The organism is Vibrio sp. SCSIO 43132 (assembly GCF_019904195.1).
GTDB lineage: Bacteria > Pseudomonadota > Gammaproteobacteria > Enterobacterales > Vibrionaceae > Vibrio > Vibrio nigripulchritudo.
Genome location: NZ_CP063200.1, coordinates 1,261,148 through 1,281,722, shown reverse-complemented (window position 1 = coordinate 1,281,722; position 20,575 = coordinate 1,261,148). Strand labels below are relative to the sequence as shown.

The window sequence follows — 20,575 nt, the reverse complement described above, 5'->3', positions numbered from 1 at the left end:
TTTTGAAGAAGCTAAGTGAGCCGGGTAAGCGGCTCACAAAGAAAAAACGGTCACTCAGTCAAGTCTGGTAGACGACCTGTCTTGTAGCCTGCTTTTTTCAACACTTTTTCGAGATCTGCGGCCATAGAATTCAAAGCCTCAACAACGGTGATTTCGCCTGCTACGGTACGATTTAGCCCTAATTCCATGATTGCTGCCAATTCAGCGCCTTCAGGAATAGTCCACATACCTTTTGCGAGTGGAGACGCTACGCGCATTGCTTGCATATATCGGTTTTCAGGCTGCTCAGCAAACTTCGATTCGTAAGCCGCGGCACTAACTGGAGCGCCTCCCAATACCGCGTATCTTATTTGTGTGTCCGGTCTTTGGAACCAATTCAGAAATGCGAGCGCAGCTCGTTTGTTGGCATCAGGCAGGTTCTTAGGAATCCCACCGAGCCAGTGACCTAATGCCGGGGTTGAAGGATTGCCCGGTGCTGAAGGTAATGTTGCGTATCCAATTTTTCCAACAACGGCCGATTTATTCGGGTTGTCCATTTGAGCCCAGGCGGCGGCAGGAAGAACGGTATGTGCAAGTTTTCCCGTTACCAAGAGTTGAATCAGGTCACCTTGCGTCAGATTGGCAGAATTAGGAGGTCCCACTTCGTTAGCAAGATCGATGTATGCCTGAAGCGCTTTTCTTCCCTCTTCACTGTTAATTGTGACAAAGTAATCACCGTTTAGCGCATCTCTAAAATACGAACCGCCAAACCCTTCAATGTAAGGGAAGAAATCCCACGTAATGGACACGGTTCCACGTCCGGCACGCTGAGCAATGCCGTACATCTTTTTTGGGTTGTGTAGTTTTTTCGCATTTTCTTTTAGTTCATTAAATGTGGTTGGGGCAGACCACCCTCTCTCTTCATAAAGATCTTTTCGATAAAACATCAGAGTGATGTTCGGGTTAACTGGAACGGTTAACAGCTCACCGGTTTCTTTACCCATAGCCTTAGTTTCACGGTTGAACCAAGGGGTGCCACCGTACTCATAAATTTGAGGATCCAACTCAAAATCAGGATCGATATTTTTCAGTGGTTCGAGAAAGCCTCCGTGATACATTTCTGGATAGAATATTCCGTTTATGATCAGTAAATCGAACTCACTTTCTGATGACCTAACGGCATTGCGTTGCTTTTCCAGACTCCCGGCATACGGGTTAACGTCCAGGTTAATCTCATTCCCCGTTTCTTCTTCATAAAGGTCGGCGATGGCTGAGAACCCAGCCAACCATGGCGACTGATTGATCACCACATTAACCGGGACTTCTTTAGCCTGCACCATAGCCACATTCCCAATCATGAAAACCACAGTGCCAAAGGAAGCGAATTTCACTAAACGGGTAATCGCTTTTCTAAGTATTCCATTACTCATATTTTCCTCTCATACAATCCGTGTACGTGAATACTTATCATTTTTTAAAATTGTACAAAAAACAATCTTCTTTTAATTTGATTACTCAAACTTTTGGTTATACCTTGGGCTGAGCCTTAACCATATTGGAGGGGTAAAAGCATGCTAACTTCCAGAAGACTCCAGCATTTTCTGGCTGCCATGGAGCAACGTTCATTACTCAAGGCAGCCGAAAGCGTCAACCTGAGTCAGCCAGCGTTATCCAAGAGCATTTCTGTTCTGGAAGAAGAGTATGGCGTTAAGTTTTTTGAGAGACACCCTCGCGGACTGGTTCCAACAGTGTTCGGTCACGCCATGGAGTTTCACGCCAGGCGGATTTTGCTGGATTTCGAACAGTCAAAACAGGATATATCCACTCTTGCATCAGGCTCGGCTGGCAAAGTTAGAATTGGCTCGGGTCTGGCTTTTATTTCATACGCCGAAAAGGCAATGGTTCAGCTAGAAGAAAAGTACTCTGGAGCAGATTTTGCGGTTATTACCGACTACGCCGAAGGGTTAAGGCATGCTTTAATCGAAAACCGGATCGATATTTATGTTGGTATGGTTAATCAATTGGTCGAAGACGAGAACTTTGAAACTACCCTAGTTGCAGAAGACAAGATATTAGGGCTTTGCCATAAAAGTCATCCGTTCGCGAATCACCATGTTTCAATCGATGATCTTAAGAATCACGACTGGGTAGCCCCCGAAAGAAGCGAGGTAGCCAGAACCGCTCTGGAGTCTTTTTTCTTCTCAAAGCAGTCCCCTTTTCCAAGGTTTCGAGTGGTTACCAATAACCCCGATATACTTGGCACATATGTGCGAGACAAACAGATGCTAAGTTTAAGCCCGGAAGGAAGCGTTGGTGACTTTACTCGTTACGACTTAACCTGGTTTCAGATAAAGGATTTTGACTACGTTAGGAAGATTGGCGTCGTAAGGCGGAAAAACGTCATTGCCCCGCCTTTAGTCGAAATATACAAGCATTTGCTAATTCAGATTATTGAGGACGCTTTCGCGCAACTATCGGTTGTTCGTGACTGAGCGGGATTTTGGAGAAAAGAAATAAGGGAAGTGTTCTCACACTTCCCTTATTTATAACACTCGCTATTGAATCACTGATTGGCAGTGCTGCTCATATTACAAGCCTAATCACTGAAACAACCACACACCCTGGTCGCCGAATTCCTTCAATCTCGACCTTAATCTCACGTTCTATTTCAAGGCCTTTTGCTACTGGCGTAACTTTGAGTAACGTACTTCTTGCACGAATGCGATTACCAGCTTTAACCGGATACGGGAATCTGACCTGATTAAGACCAACGTTAACCGTCATCTTCGCAGTAGGAAACTGAGGCTTTTCTGGATCGACACTGTCAGTCAGGCGAGAAAGCATAGAAAGAGTCAGGAAACCGTGAGCAATCGGTGTTTTAAAAGGTGATTCTTCAGCGGCACGTTCAGGATCGGTATGAATCCACTGCATGTCTTCAGTTACGATACCAAAAGCATTGATTCTATCCTGATCGATAGTCAACCAGTCACCAACATGAATTTCCTCTCCGATCAAAAGCTGCAATTCACCATAGAGCTTTTCACCTTCTTCAGATAAAACAACTTGCTGTTTAACAACTTCTGGAGAGTCTTCGTTTATCGCCGGAGTGTTGTGATCTTTAACCCACGGGAAAAGATGTTGCGCATGCGCCCTATTAACAATATCACTCCAGTATTCGCGCAGCATCGGAGACATCAACTCGCGAAATTCGAAATGATGCTTTTTAGCCAGTGACTCACTTTTGTGTTTGAGAATATCAACAACTTTCATATAAAACCTTATTACACAACAACTCGCATAAGAGTTCTTAACGGTAATTTTGAATGAGAATAATAGAACTGGCAAATACTTTCGGGCGAACAAGTGTTGTCTGAAACTCTATTAATCTAATTAAACCAATAAGATAAGTAATAAAACATTATTTTATTGAAGGATTAACCTATTTCCCGCTTTTGTATAATTTTAGGTCTCAGCTATATATTTATGTCATTTTTCAGTCATATATAAATTAAGTGAACAATAACGCGGCGAACTGACTAAATAGACGGCAAACAGTCTGAAAAAGTTAATTTTTCTCTTTACACGAATTCGCTATTTCCATAATATCTGCCTCGCAACGGAGAGATGGCTGAGTGGTTGAAAGCACCGGTCTTGAAAACCGGCATACGTTAATAGCGTATCTAGGGTTCAAATCCCTATCTCTCCGCCACATTTTAGAAAGCCGCTGGAATTTCCAGTGGCTTTTTTCGTTTATTGTCCCGTTATGAAATCGCTTTAATCATCAAAATATCGAATACCAACCAATCCATTTCAAAGCCGAGTAAATGAAATAGAAGTGGAGTGATTATCCCCAACTCAATGCTGCCTGCCTTTTCCAAATTTGTTCTTTGTCGCAAAATTAGTCCATAATTGGACTTTATATCAATAATGATTTATTTTTGGATTATTGAAGATGTTCGAGGCAGTCGTTATGGTCCAGTCAAATAGCTCTTTTAATATTGAGTCCGTTTCAACCGATGAGAAGAAAACCCGATCTACCGGGTTAAAAGCCGCGCTCAATATCTTAGAAAAATGGTCATTAACCAATCAGCAAATGATGAGTATTCTCGGGCTTAAAAAAAGCCAGTTTTTTAAAGCCAAGTCCGATCCGTTTTCATTGGCGGTCAGTAATGATTTGCTTGAAAGAATCAGCCTGGTTCTAAATATTCACGGGGTTTTGAGAACCGTGTTTAACAACCCAGAACTGGTTTATGGCTTTATGACCAGTCAAAACCACAACACCTTTTTTGAAGGCAGAGCACCAATAGATGTGATTGAAGGTGGGAATTTTGGTTCACTGTATGACGTTTATCACCGAGTGAATGCTTTACGCGGGGGACACTGGCAGTGAAGGAATGCAAAGATAAAGAGTTCACGAACGAAGTTGCATTTCGGTTGATTCCTTCTAAGTACCCCCCTATTGCATTATTTGACGATGTTGCCGACGAAGAAGAGTTTGCGGCGCTTTATGCCATTCAGGAACTGACCAACCCACGAATTCAAAACGAATTAGGTAACCTTACTCTGGTTGACACTTCAGAGATTCCATTTGGAATTGCAGGTTGCAGTTATGCGATCGCGCCTTTTGTCCATATCAGTGGAGATGGTGGTCGTTTTAACGACGCGCAATTTGGTGCCTTCTATTGTGCTGAAAATATGGAAACCGCGATCAGTGAAGTGTCCTACCATCAGGTACGTTACTTGAACAATATTGAGAACTGCCCTTTCGAAGTCATTACCTATCGTGGGCTTGAGTGTCAGTTTACGGCAAAACTTAAAGATTTAACCTCGCTTCCCATGGAACACGATATTTATAGTAAAAGTCATTATTCTGCGGGGCAGCAAGTTGCCAGAGAGCTGAAACAATCAGGTTCTGATGGTGTTACGTATTTTTCTGTGCGAGCCAGAAAACCGGAAGAAGTGTGCTTTGCACTTTTTGCACCCAGATTGATCCAAAGGATTGTACAGACAGCACATTTTGAGTCGTTTTATAGCAATGGTGCCATTACTAAATTCGAGAAAGTATCACCCTGTAACGCAGAGCAGGATTAATCTCGGTCAGCCAGCACCAATTCGGAGAAACCAGTATTCCTATCGTACTCGCGTGAAAATGTGAGCCGTTCATAGCTATGAATAATGAGCTCAGCAGTAGTATCGATGCACGCACCTTCCATCAAATGCCCACCTACCACTTCCCCACTCTGCTTTGATACCGAAATATGGATATGTTGATGTTCGGGTGTGAGTGTTCCCATGACAGAGACGATTTCCAAAGGTTCGGAAAGTCTCAAATATTCGCTGGCTCCTGCTAATCGCAGGTTAACCGTAGACAGACTACCGACACATGAAGCAATGGAACCTGCTTGAATCTGCTCGGCTTTAACAATGGACGATATGGCACTTTTCAGATCTTGACCGCGAGTCAGTCGGACTGCGATGGGTTTTACTCGAGACATCTTGTAGATACATCAGGACAACATGGTCGAGCGATAATAGCTTATTTCACAGCTCTCATCATGTGTTCAAATCGTTCTTTGCTGCTCGACGTACGGCTGTTTGAAGTCAGCTTAGAAACTGAAAAAGACACGAGCAGCATCGAAACGCTTACAACCAAAACCTGTGTCAGGTGACTGCTTGCCGAGTCGCTCATTCCCTTTACCCACAGTAACATGGCAATAGTGCAAACATTGGCGCTCACTAAAATTTTACGACAAACCAGATACACAAAGTCATCAAACCAAGCCATAGATGTCAGAAGCTTAAAGCTCCTACGAAAACTGTTCCAGTAATAAACAGACCATACGGCATAGAACAACATAAGCACGCTCTGACTCCACATCTGCTGGTTCAGCTCGCCAACTAGAATCAATGTGCAGATACCAAGAAACAAGGTTACTGAGAGGCTTAGCACTACATAAGCCAATCTATATAAAGAAAAATGGGCTCTTCTTTCACTCAGTTTCATATCCAATCTCCAAAAAACAAAACAACTGTATATATATACATGTATATTTTGATTTTGAACAGAGAAATACTTCTAAAATTCATTCAGATGAACACATGTCACACGATTGAATGAAAGGCTCAACAAAGCCCAATGTTGTCGCTTATTCCACATGTTCTACACTGTTATTAGCCCTAGCTATAAGTGGTGTGAAACAATGTCAGAACAGAATATGTGGCTTACGGTTTGCGGAATTTTCTTATTTTTCATGCAAGCAGGCTTTTTACTTTTGGAATCCGGGGTAACCCGTCATAAAAACCACGTTAATGTGGCTGCGAAAAACTTAGCCGATTTGATCTTGGTAACCTTCTTTTTTTGGCTCATCGGGTACGGACTGGCATTTGGTGCAACTTCCAATGGTTTGATGGGCACCGATCTTTTCGCACCTGATATATCCATTGGCTTTCCCGTGAGTTTTCTCATCTTCCAATCCCTTTTCGCTGCCACTTCAGTCACCATAATTTCTGGTGCAACTGCGGAGCGACTGGCCTTTTCCAAATACCTTCTTATCGCCGCTATTTGCGGTGGTATCGTTTATCCGATTGGTGCGCATTGGACGTGGGGAAGCTTAATCGACCCGAATAATCTCGGCTGGTTGTATGAATTAGGATTCCGTGACTTTGCAGGTGGCGCTGTTGTTCACGTTTTCGGAGGGGCAACCGCATTAGCTCTTACTCTAATCTTGGGTCCCCGCCCCAATCGTTTCGATGGTACTCACCGTCATATCAGCGGAAGCAGCCCGGCAATGGCGACTGCGGGGCTTATGCTGCTCTGGCTTGGTTGGATGGGGTTTAATGGCGGGAGCAATATCTATTACGATCAAACTGTTCCTAGCATCATCATGAAAACCTTTCTCGCCGGCAGCGTCGGCGGAACAGTTGGATTTGTCGCTTCGTATTTCTTCCTCAAACACACCAATATACAGTGGGTGACTGTTGGTGTGCTGAGCGCGCTTGTATCGATAACTGCAGGGTGTATCTATTTCAACACTCTGGAAAGTGTCATTGTTTCTGCGATTGGTGCTTCAGTAGGATTGGTTGGCAAATATTATCTGGAAGAATGGAAAGTCGATGACCCTGTAGACGCGATTCCCGTTCATCTGTTTGCGGGCATTTTCGGGCTTATCGCTATTTCTTTCTTCGGAGACAAATCTCTCCTGAATTCTGGGCTCACTCTGCCGTTGCAATTTTTGGCTCAGTTGGGAGGCTCTATCACCTACGTCGTTCTAGGTTTCGTAATCAGTGGCGGGATTTTCTTTGTTATCAATCATTTTTCCCCATTGCGAGTCTCAAAAGAGTACGAAGAATTAGGGCTGGATTTCTCAGAGCACCAAATTACCAACCAGTACCATGACATGATTGAACAGCTTCAGTCTCATTCGCTGGTGAATGCCGAATCCCCTACAAAACTTCAAGTCGAACCGCTTTCCGATTTGGCCATAATTGCAGAGGCGTATAACCATGTAGTGCAGCGATTCAAAAAGGAAAAAGCCCTATCAGACAGTTATGCAGAAAGACTAAGAATACAGATGAATGAACTGAGAAAAGTTCACGATATTACTCAGGAGAAAAACAAACTGTCAGCCCTGAACACTATGATGCAAGGCATTGCTCATGAGGTGAACACGCCCTTAGGTAACTGTGTTATGTGTGTCGATATGTTGGAGCAAAAGCTCGCCATGCTGGGAAAAGGAGAATCTGATGAGACCTCCGAAATGCTCAAAAACAACATACAACGGGTGAAAGACCTTATTGAAAGCTGTTTAGAAGTCAGTAACGTAGCAGCAACCAATGAAAGCGCGATCTTTGGTTCCCCAGTAGAGACTATCAAAACCTTCATGGACTTTCGCCACTCAGACTGTACCAAGCAGGGAATATCTCTGACACTCGATAACAATCTTCCAAAGGGATTTGAAACCAGTTATCGGGCAAATGCACTGGTTCAGGTCTTATCTGAACTCGTGGACAACAGCATTGCGCACGCCTTCCACGATTCCGATACGGTTCGATCAATAAGTATTTCCCTGTACTTAAGAGATGACCTGTACATTCAGTATCAGGATACCGGAAAAGGGATCAGCGAAACTCATAGTAAACAGGTGTTCTCCCCTTTCTATTCAACCGCCAGAATCAAAGGGCACACGGGTTTAGGGTTAAATATCGCTGAAAACCTGGTCTCATTTTCTTTAGAAGGGAAAATTAGCCATAAGGGGCATTCGCTGTTCGAGATCCGTATTCCTATCAAAGAACCTGAAGATTTGGTTGCCTAAGTTTGAACGAAAAAACGCTGCATTTAGCAGCGTTTTTTTAAAGTTTTTCTTTCGCTATCAAGTGAAGAAGAAAGGTTTCTCTCTCAATGCTCATACCTTTCTTATCACTTTCTGCCATGGTTTTTTCATTGTGGGCAATGGCGTCGTGAATGTTAATCCAAACTGCCTTCATGCCGTTTTTAATTTCGTAATCTTCGTAGCGAGTATCACCCAACTCACCATCAATATTACACGTATAGCAATAAGAGATCATATGTATGACATCAGCATCTTCTTTGTACCACGGACGGAATTCTTCATAGATGCCAAATGGCTTGATATCCCGAATGTTCTGAGCTCCCGTTTCCTCTTCCAGTTCACGTATCATGCCTGCGATGATGTCTTCACCGTCGTCCAGACCGCCACCGGGTATGGTGTAGTCGTGATACCGCTCGGTATAGAGCATAAGAATGTCGTCTCCTTTCAGCACAATTGCTCTTGCGGCATTTCGGTTAACAATCTTCTTATCGTCGAGATGTCCAATTTCTGGATGAACGGTTGTTTTGAGGTGTCTCATATACTGCTGCGGTTTGGATAAGGAGCGAGAAGTATAACGACCTATTAGAAAAAGAAAAGCTCCGCAATTTGCAGAGCTTTTCATGCATCCAGTTAGCTTAAAGGCATTCGGTTCGCCGGAAATTAACCATCAGCATTAATGGTTTCGATCAATTCCTGTTGAACTGCGTCAGCGCTGTCTATGGTAATCTGACAGGTACCTGCTGCCTGGTGACCACCGCCGCCGTATTTCAGCATCAATTCACCAACATTGGTTTTTGAGCCACGATCAAAAATGGATTTACCTGTTGCGAAAACAATGTTTTGCTTCTGGAAACCCCACATTTTATGAATCGAGATATTACACTGCGGATAAAGCGCGTAGATTAAGAAACGGTTACCGGCATAAATGACGTCTTCGTTTGTAAGATCAAGTAGCACCAGATTCTTGTGAATGGTTGCGCATCGCTGAATCTGATCTTGGAACTTAACGTTGTGCTCACGATACAAATCGATGCGCTCTTTCACGTCTGGCAATGCCAGAATTTCTTCGATGGTGTGGTTCTTACAGTAATCAATAAGATCCATCATCAGGTTGTAGTTTGAAATTCTGAATTCTCTAAAGCGCCCCAACCCTGTACGAGCATCCATCAGGAAGTTCAGAAGGTTCCAGCCTTGGGCGTCCAGTACTTCGTCGCGAGTAAACTGAGCAGAGTCGCCTTTATCGACGGCAATCATCATGTCGTCCCACTCTGGTGGGAAGGCTTTCTCGCCGCCATAGTGTTCCCAGACAACACGAGCAGCAGAAGGTGCATTTGGATCGATAATGTGGTTTGGACGGTCCCCTGAATTACGCAGCGTTTCTGACAAGTGATGGTCAAAAACCAGATGCGCGCTATGAACATAAGGCAAGTTAGTTACGATATCGTTGCTTGATATTTCCACGATCCCGTCTTGCATGTCCTTCGGGTGTACGAATTTGATATCATCAATCAAATCTAACTTCTTAAGCAGCACCGCACATACAAGCCCATCAAAGTCACTACGGGTAACAAGCCGAAATTTTTTTTCAGACATTATTGCTTTCCTTGCCTGTTGTTGAACATTCACCAACGTCAAACTTACATTAATTTGACATAATACCTATTTCAAAACCCTAGTAGACTGGTATATAGTTCAGTTCGCAATGGAGTGGGTGTTTTAACCAAGCACTCTGAGCGATGAGCCTGTCAGTGACCGCTGATTTTGAATCTAAATATCACTGTTAATATAGACCTCTTCATCGGCTTTTTCCGCTACTGCGATTACATTTATGGAAAATTACCATTTATTATCAAATTTTTAGGAGTTCAAAATGCATAAGTCCGCTCTAATTGGTGCTCTGAGTGCAGTTATGTTCTTGTCTGGCTGTGCTGATGCATCCAGCAAAACCTCCGAATACACCAAGTTATCGATGGCAAACCCCGCGTCTATGTACTGCATTGAGCAAGGGGGGAAAATCCGATTCAAAGACTCAAAACAAGGTCAGGTTGGTATTTGTGTAATGAAAGATGGTACTGAAATTGAAGAGTGGGAGTTCTTTCGGCAACAAGGTTCTGGAAAAGAGACAACCGCAGAGTCTTCCTTAGGAATGGCTAACCCTGCTTCAGTCTTCTGCGAAGAAAGCGGTGGTAAGGTTGAGATTGAAGACACGGCAAGCGGACAAATCGGTATTTGTGTGTTTGAGGACGGGACTCGTATTGAAGAGTGGGAATACTTTAGAAGCCATTCACCAAAGGACCACTCCTAACAACATCAGAGGGGCTCTGCCCTCAGAGCCCAACATTTCAAAAAACAGTGCTAACACTTCCACCAGCGGTCAAAATCGGCAAGCTCAGGATCCAACATTCTATTTAGCATACTGAGGTTAACGTCCAACACGCCTAACGCTTCTCTTATGGTTTCCCTGTCCAAACTTTTCTCTGTTTTGGCAATGCATTGTTCTACTAAATCAAGCACGGAGCTCACTAAGTGAACATTCTCAAGTTCTGTCGCCAGAAGTGCCCTCGCCGTATTCAGTGCTTCTTTCGCCAAATGCAAAGGCGTTTCCCTAACCTGCTCTATCGGACGGAGAATGGCACCACAATACACACCTTCCAGAAATACGCGGTATGTCGTTAGCTTTTCAATGCTTAAGAAAAGCTGACTCTCTACGGAGTTGTAAGGATAAGGCGGTGTTACGTGCTGAGTCAGATCATATGGGATCGTGAGGTGGATACCTGACGCTTCGCATCTTTTCTTCAAAACACCTAAAAGCCCTTGTTCATTAATGAGCTTTTGAATTTCGAAGATTCTTTCAAGGTGATAATCGTTAGAAACAAGCACCAGACGAACTCGTGAGCCAGAATTGTACACCTTTCGGTCAACTAGCACCTTTGCGAGCATACTGATGTTTTCAACCGTACTGGTCGACTGGTTTTCGATAAGAATGTCGTCGGGTAAGCAGAATAGCTCTTCTTTGGCTACTTGATTGAAGTATTGATGCATTTCAGCCGCTTCAGATACTGTATTGCTCGGTGTTACACCTCCACAAAACCCCAGTACAACATTGGAGTATGAGTCAGGAGATAGAGATTTTAAGAATTCAATCGCCGCATCGACACGGCTTTTCGATTCCAGAGTTAACCTGTTATCTACCAGGCGTTTTCCTAAAACAACGATTAAAATTTGATGCATGTAATATACCCAAGTGACCTCAAGATGCAGGATTCAGAGCCTCATATTCTGTTCCAGTTCAAGGAAAAGAACGCAGCGGAATGACCCGTCCTTTCCAAGTTCTTTAACGATGAAATGGGACAGAATATGGGCTCCCAAGGGCGAGTTTAACTGGCTTCCATACTGCGTTACCGATTTTTGATTTAGACCCACTAGATCTTTAAATCGGTGTCTTGTCTAAAAGCCAGTTAATTCTCGCTGAACCAGACACCTTGAGATTACTTGGGTATAACCAAAACAAAATGCGAACCCTTGGGGCTCGCATTCATTGATTTATCTTGAGTACTGTTTAAGTACTGATTACTTCGTAACTGTGCGACATTTCAACGCCAGCACCTAGCATTAAGCATACGGAGCAGTATTTTTGCAGCGAGTCGAACACCACTTTTTCAACCAGGTTTTCGTCCAGCTCATGACCTGTTACTTTGAAATGGATATGAATTTTCGTAAATAGCTTTGGTGCCTCATCGCGACGCTCAGTCGTCAGCTCAGCGATGCAGTCGGTAACGTTTTGATTTGCACTTTTTAGACCATCAATGACATCTACAGAACTGCACCCGCCAGATGCCATAAGTACTGCTTCCATAGGACTCGGAGCGTGTTTTCCACCACTGCCGTCCATAACCATTGAGTGACCAGATTCAGAGGTTCCGATAAATTTGAAACCATCGACCCATTTAACTTCTGCTTTCATCTCTTTCTCTAGATCTTATTGTATGAGTTCCAGATGCTAACAGTATTCGAAGGTAGAACGCTACATTTCTTATGCCTCAAAAGACATCTTTTCTACGGACTTTCTTGAGATAAAAAAGATGAGTTAATACAGGTCGTGTTAAACTGAAGGCAGTTGCTTAACGCCATAAAGTGACTGAATCACGTGTCTTCCAAACGCTCTGCCTTCGTTGCTGGTATAGACCGACTTGTCACAAATGGCACCCACATCGTTTCTTTCCCTAAGCTCTTCAAGCATGGTGCAGACAATGCGCTTCGCCATCAGCGTAGACAATCCTCTACCTCGAAACTCAGGCTGGATAAACACATAGTGAATTTGATAGAAATAGACTGGGCGATTATAGAAGCGCCCGCTCTCGACGATGTCCGTCCAGTAAGAGCAATAGCCAATAGGCTTCCCTTCCTCTGAAAAGAGCAGCAAGATGCGAAATAAATCCTGCTCAACCGACTGACGGAAACGGTTCTTACATACCATGCTGAAATGATCGAATGCTGACAACGTGACATTGTCACCAATCATTTCCCTACCAAAAGGGTTGATACACACCATGATTCCTATTCTCTTATTTTTATAATCCACTGATTTAATAGTCGTACATGATCGCAAGTTTTCAACTTAAGTTATGAACCAGTTTTTTTAAGCTGTTGAGCCGACTTTAAATTACAAATACAATCAATCACCTGTAGTTCGGGCGGTTTACTTTTCAGTTTCACCTTTCGCTCGTCAACTTATTCGGTCAACAGACTCAGATACACACGGGAAAGTCGATGGACAATCTTGCAAGCTCAATAACCCAACAGTTCCACTTACTCGAACAGTCCTGGTTCGGTGATGTCGTCATCATGACCAGTATCAGCTTCGTCGCCTGGATCGCCTGGCGAATCCTTTACGGTCGAATTGAAACGCTCGCTTCAAAAACAACCAATCGATGGGACGACGCGATTGTTCATTCACTTAAGACACCCATAAGTGCTCTGATTTGGGGCTGGCCAGCCATGGTTTCGATAGGTTTGATTTTGCAAACCTACCTGGAAAGTTCTCTTAACTGGCTCGAAACCCTGAAGCTCCTTCTTGGCATTGCTGTCGCTGTCTGGATAGTGCTGCGCTTAATTACCAATGTTGAAGATGAAATTCTGTCTCAGAAGAAAAGAGACGAAACCACGGTTCAGGCGATAGCAAAAGTCGCTCGTCTTGTGTTCATCATCATGGGGGTTCTGTCCGTGATGCAAAGCCTTGGGCTGAGCCTATCTGGATTGTTAACCTTTGGTGGTGTCGGTGGTTTGATTGTCGGTCTGGCAGCAAAAGATCTGCTATCAAACTTCTTTGGCGGAATGATGATTTACTTTGACCGCCCTTTCAAAGTCGGCGACTGGGTACGCTCACCTGACCGACAAATTGAAGGCACGGTTGAACGTATCGGCTGGAGAATGACCATCATCCGCACGTTCGACAAACGTCCGCTTTATGTGCCTAATTCGGTATTCAGTAACATTGTTGTTGAGAACCCGAGCCGAATGCTCAATCGAAGAATCTACGAGACTATCGGTTTAAGGTATGACGACAACAAAAAAGTGGACGCCATTATTGCCGACGTAAAAACCATGCTTCAGAACCACCCTGACATCGACACAAATCAGACGTTGATCGTCAACTTTAATGCATTTGGTGCTTCGTCTCTGGACTTCTTCGTTTATACCTTTACCAAAACCGTAAACTGGGTTCGTTTCCATGAAGTTAAACAGGATGTCCTGCTTAAAATAATGGCCATCATCCACGAGCATAATGCCGACGTGGCGTACCCAACTCAGACACTTAAGCTCGACCACCCCGAAGGTTTAGCAGGCTTATCTTCCCCTCCACAACAGGGTTGATTGTAGTACGGCGTTACTCATAGTGACGCCGTCACTTTAACTTTCATGTTTCTCTCGCCCACATGAATCCAGCCCGATATAATCCTCACTAGTAAAAAGGCTTTACAAAGACAATTTGCAAGGTATATTGCCCACGCAAACGTTTACGTGCCTATTTTTTGTCTTTAAAGGGGATTTAAATGCTAAGCGACATTGAGATTTGTCGAACTACTCCACTCTCATCTATCGATACCGTAGCCTACAACGCTGGGTTAGAGAAAACCGAATACACGCCTCATGGTCGCCATAAAGCAAAGGTCTCCCTGAATACATTAGAAAGGCTAAAAGAAAATCCCGAAGGGAAACTGATCGTCGTTACCGCCATCACTCCTACACCGCTGGGTGAAGGTAAAACAGTCACCACTATTGGGTTGTCTCAGGGGCTAGCCAAAATTGGCGAATCGGTCATGGCGTGTATTCGTCAGCCTTCTATGGGACCAGTCTTTGGTGTCAAAGGCGGAGCGGCAGGCGGAGGATACAGTCAGGTTGGTCCAATGGAAGAGTTAAATCTCCACCTAACCGGTGATATCCACGCCGTAACCGCCGCTCATAACTTAGCCTCTGCTGCTATCGACGCACGTATCTATCATGAACAACGCCTGGGCTACGACACTTTCAGTGAGCGAAACGGTATGAAGGCGCTTCGTATTGATCCGAATCGTGTTGTCTGGCGTCGTGTTATCGACCATAACGACCGGGCACTCAGAATGGTCACCGTGGGTCAGAATCAGCCAGAAAAAACCGTGAACGGATATGAAAGACAGGATGGCTTTGACATTTCAGCAGCATCAGAGCTGATGGCTATTCTGGCTCTTGCTTCGGATTTGAAAGATCTTCGCAAGCGAATCGGAAAAATTGTTGTTGCTTATGATTTGGATGGCAACCCAGTAACGACAGAAGACTTGCAAGTTGCAGGTGCAATGACAGTGACAATGAGAGAAGCCATTGAACCGACAATGATGCAGACTCTCGAAGGCGTACCGACTCTGATCCACGCCGGTCCTTTTGCAAATATTGCCCACGGAAACTCATCGATTATAGCCGACAGTATCGCCACTAAGCTTGCCGACTACACAGTAACCGAAGGTGGTTTTGGTTCCGACATGGGCTTCGAGAAAGCCTGCAATATCAAAGCAAACATGTCCGGAAAAACCCCAGACTGCGCCGTTGTGGTTGCGACGTTACGTGGGTTAAAGGCGAATTCAGGTCTTTATGATTTAAGACCCGGACAACCACTTCCTGACTCGATATTCCAAGAAGACGCTCAGGCTCTGGAAGCAGGTTTTGAAAACCTCAAATGGCATTTAAACAACGTTGCGAAATACGGTGTTCCTGCTGTTGTTGCGATCAACCGTTTCCCCCAAGATTCTGAAGAAGAGCTCAATAAGCTGGCTCTGCTCGTTCAGGCGCACATGCCGGAAGTAAAAGTGGCGATCAGCGATGCGTTTGGTCAAGGCGGTAATGGTACAGTGCAACTGGCCAAGGCTGTCGTGGAATCGTGTAAAGAAGAAATACGCTTTGCCCCACTCTATAAGCTAGAGCAGCCCTTGGAAGAGAAAATCATGGCAGTAACTGAGCTAGGATACGGCGCAGGCGCTATCAAACTTTCTGAACAGGCAAAAGTGCAGCTCGCTCAGTTTAAAGCACAGGGGTTTGACGGACTTGCTCTTTGTATGGCGAAGACTCCATTGTCCATATCAACAGACGCGTCAGTGAAAGGTGCTCCGAACGGATTTGATGTCGATATTCGTGAATTCAAGCTTTGTGCTGGTGCTGGGTTTATCTACGCGTTATGCGGGAATGTCATGACCATGCCGGGGCTTCCGGAAAAGCCTGCGTTTATGAATCTGGATATCGACGATGAAGGCAACATTATTGGTTTAAGTTAATGTTGGTTTGATAAGCGTTTCGAACCGAACTAGCAAAAAGGGCGACCTTAGAGTCGCCCTTTTTTATATCCGCTGAATAATCTTAGTAAGCCGTAATAAACATCAACTCTACTCGTCTGTTACACGCCATACCCTGTTTAGAAAGGTTTGAACAAGAAGGCATGTGTTTACCGTAACCTCGTGTGTAAACGTTGGATGGTGGCACACGTTCACGAGTCAAAAGCATTTTCACTTGCATTGCGCGTTTATCAGACAGGGAATCATTTATCGTGTTGCTGCCAGTGCTGTCGGTGTGACCGTCGATTACGGTTTTAATGTTGGGCTTACTTGCGAGAAACTGCCCTAGCCCGGTTAGCCAATATTGCGACGCGTCAGTAACGTAAGCTGAGCCTGTTCTGAAGTGAATGCGCTTGCTCAACTTAATAACTGGATGTTGGCCAGGTACAACGTTGTAGCCAATACCATTCTGATCCATGTAATTCATCAGGCTTTGAATATCGGTCACGTTCTTTTGACCAGAAGGGCTTCTGACAGGCGATGCCATCGTCGCCATGGTCTTGACTTCTCGCTGAATGTAGCGGGTCTGCGTCTGGGCAACCGCCATTTCTTCAACGTCCTCTCCTCCCCAATCTGGATAGATGAGTTCGGCGTCGGAGCGCGGTGCCGTTTCCAGCATGTTTGGCGGCTTGATCGCAGCACAACCTACCGTCGTTACGCTGAGAAAGATACAAGCCAGTTTGAGAAGTCTTGTCATAACACTACTGATGCTCTAATTAAACACAGGGCAAATGAAGCAACCAGATTCAGAGCCATTCGCCTGTCGCGAATATCCAAATGCAAATCGGTGGTTCATAAGGTCACAATAACTTTATCGGCATACATCTCAAAACTTTAGGAAATTCTCAGAAGTACCGAATAACGCTTACCATGTGACTAAAAATTTTGAGTCTACTGTAAAATATTAGTATGTCAGCGACCAAAATTCTTCTACTATACCCTCCTCATTCGTATCCGTGTATTCACTATGATTAAACGTAAATTTTCAAGTCTTCTGATTTTGTTTTCCGCCCTCTTTCTTACCGCCTGTAGCGACGACGGATTGCCAAAGCAAGGGACTCATTTTCAAATGCTTCCTACAGAACTGGACCAAACATTAGTTAGCCCGGTTACCGAAGTCTTTTCTTTGAACTGTGGTCACTGTCGAAACATGGAAAAATTCGTCCCGGAACTTGAAGACGAACTGCAAAAGCAGATTGGAAAAGTGCACGTCACGTTTAACGAAAGCGCCCAGATTTCTGCTTTGATTTATTACGCCGCAGCCATGCAGGTGGAAGGTGTTCCCGACCATATTATGATGGACGAACTGTTTGCCGCAGCACAGATGGGAAGTGGACATACTCAAGCTGAAATCAAAGCGGCAATGGAGCGTGTGTTCCATTCTCGTGATTTAGTCAGCCCATATGACTTTGATGAAAGCATGCAACAGAAGCTATTCAAAGAAATTGAAGTTGGAGAAACGGTCACGCAGCAGGCGCAGATCAACGCTGTACCCACCTTTATCGTTAACGGTAAATACCAGGTTGTAACGTCTGGACACAAAGATATCAAAGACATCGCTAAAACGATAAATTATCTTCTTTCACTTTAAACTTTACCCCCAAGCAGCCATACGGAGCTTGGACGTAACCATAGACCAGAAACATAAGGAATCACCGTGTCTAAGTTTGTTTTCCCTATCGTCATTTTTATTCTTGCCGCTTTTTTCATCTATCGTACTTGGACGAATCACAAAGCGTCAGAAGCTAACTTTACTCAGGGTCAGAACTTCCTGATGCAGAATAGTCAGAAAGAAGGTGTTGTAACCACTCAATCTGGTCTCCAGTATGAAGTCCTGACTAAAGGCGATGGTACAACTCATCCAGGCGCGACGAGCAACGTAAAAGTCCACTATCACGGTACGTTGCTAGATGGTTCTGTGTTTGATAGCTCTGTAGACAGAGACGAGCCAATTTCATTCCCTCTTAATAAAGTGATTCAGGGTTGGCAGGAAGGCCTTCAGCTGATGGTTGTTGGAGACAAGTTCCGATTCTTTATTCCGAGTAATTTGGCTTATGGAAAAAATGGTACCGGTCCTATCCCACCGGGTGCAACTTTAATCTTTGAAGTAGAGTTACTTGAATTGAACTAACACAAGACAAAGACCGCCACACAGGCGGTTTTTTTATACTTCTTAAACACCTAGCTCGATATTTTCAATAATTTGCAAAAAACTATTTTTTAAACTACTAAAGTTTTTTCTTCTCCCTCCGATATAATGACAAACCTTACCTAAAAGGTTGCCGACATATAATTTCGATTTCTATGAAACCAGTGAATCATAGTAATAGAAAATCATTTGCAACAACCAAAGTCTCAATAATAAGAAATATGAATCATTTTTGAGACTTTGTTGCATGATGAATCTCTAATGTCATTATTTTTAATAAGAACACGGATGCAATGCTATTGATAAACTTTAAGGAAATTAACAACCTGCACACTGACATATAAATGTAATGTAAATGTCACATTTATTTGTAGCGTGAGTCTCATTTCTAAATTAAGTTTATGAATATTGATGATAATTGTATTTATCATTAATGATGCAAATATTAATAAAAGAAGTATGCTTATGAATATTAAGACTCGTTTAATTCTTTTAGGATTAGTTTCAATCTTAGGTGTCGCCACTATTTTGGGCGTTTCCACATTTTCCACAAAAAATATAAGTGAATTAGGTCAGGCTCGAACACAGCTTTCCGATTTGCAAGTTAGTCTTTTGATGCTGAGAAGAAATGAAAAGGATTTCTTGCTTAGAAAAGACCTTAAGTATTTGGATAAATTTGGTAAAAACGCAGATAATTTTCTTTCAATTAATGCCAGCATTGCCAGTACTCTTGCTAAATATGACATTCCCTACCCAGACCAGCTTGTTGCCGACTTAGACTTTTATAAAAACAGTTTTACTAAGATGGTTAATGCTTATAAAGCGCTCGGTCTGAAAGAAGGCGAAGGTTTGATGGGTGCATACCTTGCGGCATATCAATCCGTTTTCGATGGCGCTAATAATACCGACAAAATTACCTTAGACACTTTTCATGAATCCGTTTTACAAGGTAACTACGACCCTACCCTTCTTGGCAACTTGGGTAATGCAGAGCTCAAGTCAACTGCACAAAATGTCGTTAAGCAGTTGGAAGTCATTGGTCTTAAATACAATGTGGGTATGTTAGGTGGCGTACGAGGTGCTTCTCATAAGATAGAGAAACAGTTTAAAGCCTCCGCCGAAATCCTGCAGACTGGCGTATCCAAATATGAAGAGCAAATCGTCACAATAAAATGGGGAATTACTCTCGTAGTAATCATCATCATTATTGCGGTTGTTGCTCAAATTTCGGTTTCAATCAATTCAATGATGAATAAGCTGCTTACGACCATTCAGGAGATCTCTGAAACCAATAATATTGGTATGAGAGTCGACATTAATGGTAAGAGCGAACTTTCAGAGCTGGGTAAATATTTTAATCAGTTGCTTGATAGCATTGAAAAACTGGTTTCCGGTTCTCAAGTGAAGTCCAAAGCCTTGTTTGGTAGCACGGAAAGCATGCATACACAGCTGCAAGGCGTTATTGAGCAGTTCGATACACAGGCTCAACATACAGGCTCTATGGCGACTGCGGTTCAGGAGATGGTATCAACCATCAGCGAAATTTCTGAAAGCACAGCGGTTGCTGCTGAAGGTGTGAATCAGGCAGCTAACAACGCGAAAGCGGGTCGAGATGTTGTAAGCAGCACGGTAGACAACATCAACAGCCTTTCTGGTACGTTGGCTAACAGCCAGGCATCCATCAGCTCACTCAACCAGCACGTTGATCAAATCGGTGGTGCGGTTGTGATGATTCAGGAAATCGCGGAGCAGACTAACTTGCTGGCGCTTAACGCAGCAATTGAGGCGGCACGTGCAGGTGAACAGGGTCGTGGATTTGCTGTAGTAGCAGACGAAGTCCGAGCTCTCGCCAGTCGAACGCATCAGTCAACTGAAGAAATCACCTCGGTTGTGAGTGCGATTCAGGCGCAAATGTCTACAGTAGTAAGTGACATCGAAACCTGTAACTCCCAGGGCGATCAGACTAAGCAATACTCTCAGACTCTTGATGACAGCTTTACTCAAATCATCTCAGACATGGACTCTATCCAGAGCAACTCAGAAAGAATTGCCTCTGCGATTGAAGAACAAGGGATTGTGATGAATCAGGTGAGTGAGTCAATTACCGAGCTTCAATCAATTTCTGACAACAACATACACTCAGCTAAGCAGTGTATGGAAGAAGTGGATGGCGTATCCAGTCAGGCTCATGACATGGATGAAGCCGTTGCTCAGTTTAAAACAAGTTAACTGGCATGAAGATGTAAAAAAACCCAGCA

At 43.8% G+C, this 20,575-nt stretch carries 20 protein-coding genes and 1 tRNA gene; 11 read left to right on the top strand and 10 right to left on the bottom strand.

What is annotated here, in order from left to right:
* Positions 1-50: 50 nt before the first annotated feature.
* Positions 51-1,409 (bottom strand): ABC transporter substrate-binding protein, encoded by a 1,359-nt coding sequence (locus INR79_RS23950; RefSeq protein ID WP_223097261.1) that lies wholly within the window; start codon positions 1,407-1,409, stop codon positions 51-53.
* 141 nt (positions 1,410-1,550) lie between these two features.
* On the opposite strand from INR79_RS23950, the gene INR79_RS23945 reads away from it, so the two are divergent.
* Positions 1,551-2,471: a LysR family transcriptional regulator gene (locus INR79_RS23945; RefSeq protein ID WP_223097259.1), complete on the top strand. Its 921-nt coding sequence runs from the start codon at positions 1,551-1,553 to the stop codon at positions 2,469-2,471.
* Between the two features lie 91 nt (positions 2,472-2,562).
* Here the strand turns inward: INR79_RS23945 and INR79_RS23940 are convergent, their stop codons facing one another.
* On the bottom strand, positions 2,563-3,249 hold the full coding sequence (locus tag INR79_RS23940) for a MaoC family dehydratase (protein ID WP_004400926.1): 687 nt from the start codon (positions 3,247-3,249) through the stop codon (positions 2,563-2,565).
* A 348-nt stretch (positions 3,250-3,597) separates the two neighbouring features.
* On the opposite strand from INR79_RS23940, the gene INR79_RS23935 reads away from it, so the two are divergent.
* The 3 genes from INR79_RS23935 (at position 3,598) to INR79_RS23925 (ending at position 5,070) form a co-directional block, all read left to right on the top strand.
* Positions 3,598-3,688 (top strand) — tRNA-Ser (locus tag INR79_RS23935).
* A gap of 261 nt (positions 3,689-3,949) precedes the next feature.
* The gene (locus INR79_RS23930) at positions 3,950-4,369 is read left to right on the top strand and encodes an antitoxin Xre-like helix-turn-helix domain-containing protein (RefSeq protein WP_022561371.1); all 420 of its coding nucleotides are present in this window, start codon (positions 3,950-3,952) and stop codon (positions 4,367-4,369) included.
* Entirely contained in the window at positions 4,366-5,070 is a 705-nt protein-coding gene (locus tag INR79_RS23925; protein WP_223097257.1) for an RES family NAD+ phosphorylase, read from the top strand. Before INR79_RS23930 ends, INR79_RS23925 begins: the two co-directional genes overlap by 4 nt.
* On the opposite strand, the gene INR79_RS23920 is transcribed toward INR79_RS23925, so the two are convergent.
* Entirely contained in the window at positions 5,067-5,474 is a 408-nt protein-coding gene (locus INR79_RS23920; protein ID WP_223097255.1) for a PPC domain-containing DNA-binding protein, read from the bottom strand. The two genes, INR79_RS23925 and INR79_RS23920, sit on opposite strands and share 4 nt — an antisense overlap.
* A gap of 41 nt (positions 5,475-5,515) precedes the next feature.
* Positions 5,516-5,983, bottom strand: coding sequence for a hypothetical protein (locus tag INR79_RS23915; protein ID WP_223097253.1), 468 nt, complete (start codon positions 5,981-5,983; stop codon positions 5,516-5,518).
* 196 nt (positions 5,984-6,179) lie between these two features.
* Here INR79_RS23915 and INR79_RS23910 point away from each other — a divergent pair, with 196 nt between their 5' ends.
* Positions 6,180-8,291 (top strand): ATP-binding protein, encoded by a 2,112-nt coding sequence (locus tag INR79_RS23910; protein ID WP_223097251.1) that lies wholly within the window; start codon positions 6,180-6,182, stop codon positions 8,289-8,291.
* Between the two features lie 37 nt (positions 8,292-8,328).
* Here the strand turns inward: INR79_RS23910 and INR79_RS23905 are convergent, their stop codons facing one another.
* Both INR79_RS23905 and INR79_RS23900 read right to left on the bottom strand, forming a co-directional pair.
* Positions 8,329-8,847, bottom strand: coding sequence for an NUDIX hydrolase (locus INR79_RS23905; protein WP_223097249.1), 519 nt, complete (start codon positions 8,845-8,847; stop codon positions 8,329-8,331).
* A 122-nt stretch (positions 8,848-8,969) separates the two neighbouring features.
* Positions 8,970-9,902 (bottom strand): exopolyphosphatase-like protein, encoded by a 933-nt coding sequence (locus INR79_RS23900; protein WP_022561367.1) that lies wholly within the window; start codon positions 9,900-9,902, stop codon positions 8,970-8,972.
* A gap of 277 nt (positions 9,903-10,179) precedes the next feature.
* Here INR79_RS23900 and INR79_RS23895 point away from each other — a divergent pair, with 277 nt between their 5' ends.
* On the top strand, positions 10,180-10,614 hold the full coding sequence (locus INR79_RS23895; protein ID WP_200768722.1) for a DUF333 domain-containing protein: 435 nt from the start codon (positions 10,180-10,182) through the stop codon (positions 10,612-10,614).
* A 50-nt stretch (positions 10,615-10,664) separates the two neighbouring features.
* Here the strand turns inward: INR79_RS23895 and INR79_RS23890 are convergent, their stop codons facing one another.
* The 3 genes from INR79_RS23890 to INR79_RS23880 form a co-directional block, all read right to left on the bottom strand.
* Positions 10,665-11,540, bottom strand: a complete 876-nt coding sequence (locus tag INR79_RS23890) for a YdcF family protein (RefSeq protein WP_223097247.1) — start codon at positions 11,538-11,540, stop codon at positions 10,665-10,667.
* A 328-nt stretch (positions 11,541-11,868) separates the two neighbouring features.
* A complete protein-coding gene (locus INR79_RS23885; protein WP_223097245.1) occupies positions 11,869-12,273 on the bottom strand; it encodes an OsmC family protein in 405 nt (134 codons plus the stop codon).
* Between the two features lie 138 nt (positions 12,274-12,411).
* Positions 12,412-12,831: a GNAT family N-acetyltransferase gene (locus INR79_RS23880; protein WP_161951565.1), complete on the bottom strand. Its 420-nt coding sequence runs from the start codon at positions 12,829-12,831 to the stop codon at positions 12,412-12,414.
* A gap of 248 nt (positions 12,832-13,079) precedes the next feature.
* On the opposite strand from INR79_RS23880, the gene INR79_RS23875 reads away from it, so the two are divergent.
* Both INR79_RS23875 and INR79_RS23870 read left to right on the top strand, forming a co-directional pair.
* On the top strand, positions 13,080-14,183 hold the full coding sequence (locus INR79_RS23875; protein WP_223097243.1) for a mechanosensitive ion channel family protein: 1,104 nt from the start codon (positions 13,080-13,082) through the stop codon (positions 14,181-14,183).
* Between the two features lie 179 nt (positions 14,184-14,362).
* Positions 14,363-16,111 (top strand): formate--tetrahydrofolate ligase, encoded by a 1,749-nt coding sequence (locus INR79_RS23870; protein ID WP_223097241.1) that lies wholly within the window; start codon positions 14,363-14,365, stop codon positions 16,109-16,111.
* Positions 16,112-16,193: 82 nt separating this feature from the next.
* Here the strand turns inward: INR79_RS23870 and INR79_RS23865 are convergent, their stop codons facing one another.
* Positions 16,194-16,865: an OmpA family protein gene (locus INR79_RS23865; RefSeq protein WP_004407804.1), complete on the bottom strand. Its 672-nt coding sequence runs from the start codon at positions 16,863-16,865 to the stop codon at positions 16,194-16,196.
* A gap of 270 nt (positions 16,866-17,135) precedes the next feature.
* Here INR79_RS23865 and INR79_RS23860 point away from each other — a divergent pair, with 270 nt between their 5' ends.
* The 3 genes from INR79_RS23860 (at position 17,136) to INR79_RS23850 (ending at position 20,546) form a co-directional block, all read left to right on the top strand.
* The gene (locus tag INR79_RS23860; protein WP_004407805.1) at positions 17,136-17,759 is read left to right on the top strand and encodes a thiol:disulfide interchange protein DsbA/DsbL; all 624 of its coding nucleotides are present in this window, start codon (positions 17,136-17,138) and stop codon (positions 17,757-17,759) included.
* A gap of 66 nt (positions 17,760-17,825) precedes the next feature.
* A complete protein-coding gene (locus INR79_RS23855; RefSeq protein ID WP_223097239.1) occupies positions 17,826-18,299 on the top strand; it encodes an FKBP-type peptidyl-prolyl cis-trans isomerase in 474 nt (157 codons plus the stop codon).
* A gap of 483 nt (positions 18,300-18,782) precedes the next feature.
* Positions 18,783-20,546, top strand: coding sequence for a methyl-accepting chemotaxis protein (locus INR79_RS23850; protein WP_223097237.1), 1,764 nt, complete (start codon positions 18,783-18,785; stop codon positions 20,544-20,546).
* Positions 20,547-20,575 lie beyond the last annotated feature (29 nt).

What these genes read in the sequence shown, in the direction of transcription:
- INR79_RS23905 (WP_223097249.1), bottom strand. Translation starts at nt 8,847, where the DNA reads ATGAGACACCTCAAAACAACCGTTCATCCAGAAATTGGACATCTCGAC.
- INR79_RS23875 (WP_223097243.1), top strand. Translation starts at nt 13,080, where the DNA reads ATGGACAATCTTGCAAGCTCAATAACCCAACAGTTCCACTTACTCGAA.
- INR79_RS23915 (WP_223097253.1), bottom strand. Translation starts at nt 5,983, where the DNA reads ATGAAACTGAGTGAAAGAAGAGCCCATTTTTCTTTATATAGATTGGCT.
- INR79_RS23870 (WP_223097241.1), top strand. Translation starts at nt 14,363, where the DNA reads ATGCTAAGCGACATTGAGATTTGTCGAACTACTCCACTCTCATCTATC.
- INR79_RS23920 (WP_223097255.1), bottom strand. Translation starts at nt 5,474, where the DNA reads ATGTCTCGAGTAAAACCCATCGCAGTCCGACTGACTCGCGGTCAAGAT.
- INR79_RS23950 (WP_223097261.1), bottom strand. Translation starts at nt 1,409, where the DNA reads ATGAGTAATGGAATACTTAGAAAAGCGATTACCCGTTTAGTGAAATTC.
- INR79_RS23930 (WP_022561371.1), top strand. Translation starts at nt 3,950, where the DNA reads ATGGTCCAGTCAAATAGCTCTTTTAATATTGAGTCCGTTTCAACCGAT.
- INR79_RS23910 (WP_223097251.1), top strand. Translation starts at nt 6,180, where the DNA reads ATGTCAGAACAGAATATGTGGCTTACGGTTTGCGGAATTTTCTTATTT.
- INR79_RS23865 (WP_004407804.1), bottom strand. Translation starts at nt 16,865, where the DNA reads ATGACAAGACTTCTCAAACTGGCTTGTATCTTTCTCAGCGTAACGACG.
- INR79_RS23880 (WP_161951565.1), bottom strand. Translation starts at nt 12,831, where the DNA reads ATGATTGGTGACAATGTCACGTTGTCAGCATTCGATCATTTCAGCATG.
- INR79_RS23895 (WP_200768722.1), top strand. Translation starts at nt 10,180, where the DNA reads ATGCATAAGTCCGCTCTAATTGGTGCTCTGAGTGCAGTTATGTTCTTG.
- INR79_RS23850 (WP_223097237.1), top strand. Translation starts at nt 18,783, where the DNA reads ATGAATATTAAGACTCGTTTAATTCTTTTAGGATTAGTTTCAATCTTA.
- INR79_RS23860 (WP_004407805.1), top strand. Translation starts at nt 17,136, where the DNA reads ATGATTAAACGTAAATTTTCAAGTCTTCTGATTTTGTTTTCCGCCCTC.
- INR79_RS23940 (WP_004400926.1), bottom strand. Translation starts at nt 3,249, where the DNA reads ATGAAAGTTGTTGATATTCTCAAACACAAAAGTGAGTCACTGGCTAAA.
- INR79_RS23885 (WP_223097245.1), bottom strand. Translation starts at nt 12,273, where the DNA reads ATGAAAGCAGAAGTTAAATGGGTCGATGGTTTCAAATTTATCGGAACC.
- INR79_RS23900 (WP_022561367.1), bottom strand. Translation starts at nt 9,902, where the DNA reads ATGTCTGAAAAAAAATTTCGGCTTGTTACCCGTAGTGACTTTGATGGG.
- INR79_RS23945 (WP_223097259.1), top strand. Translation starts at nt 1,551, where the DNA reads ATGCTAACTTCCAGAAGACTCCAGCATTTTCTGGCTGCCATGGAGCAA.
- INR79_RS23890 (WP_223097247.1), bottom strand. Translation starts at nt 11,540, where the DNA reads ATGCATCAAATTTTAATCGTTGTTTTAGGAAAACGCCTGGTAGATAAC.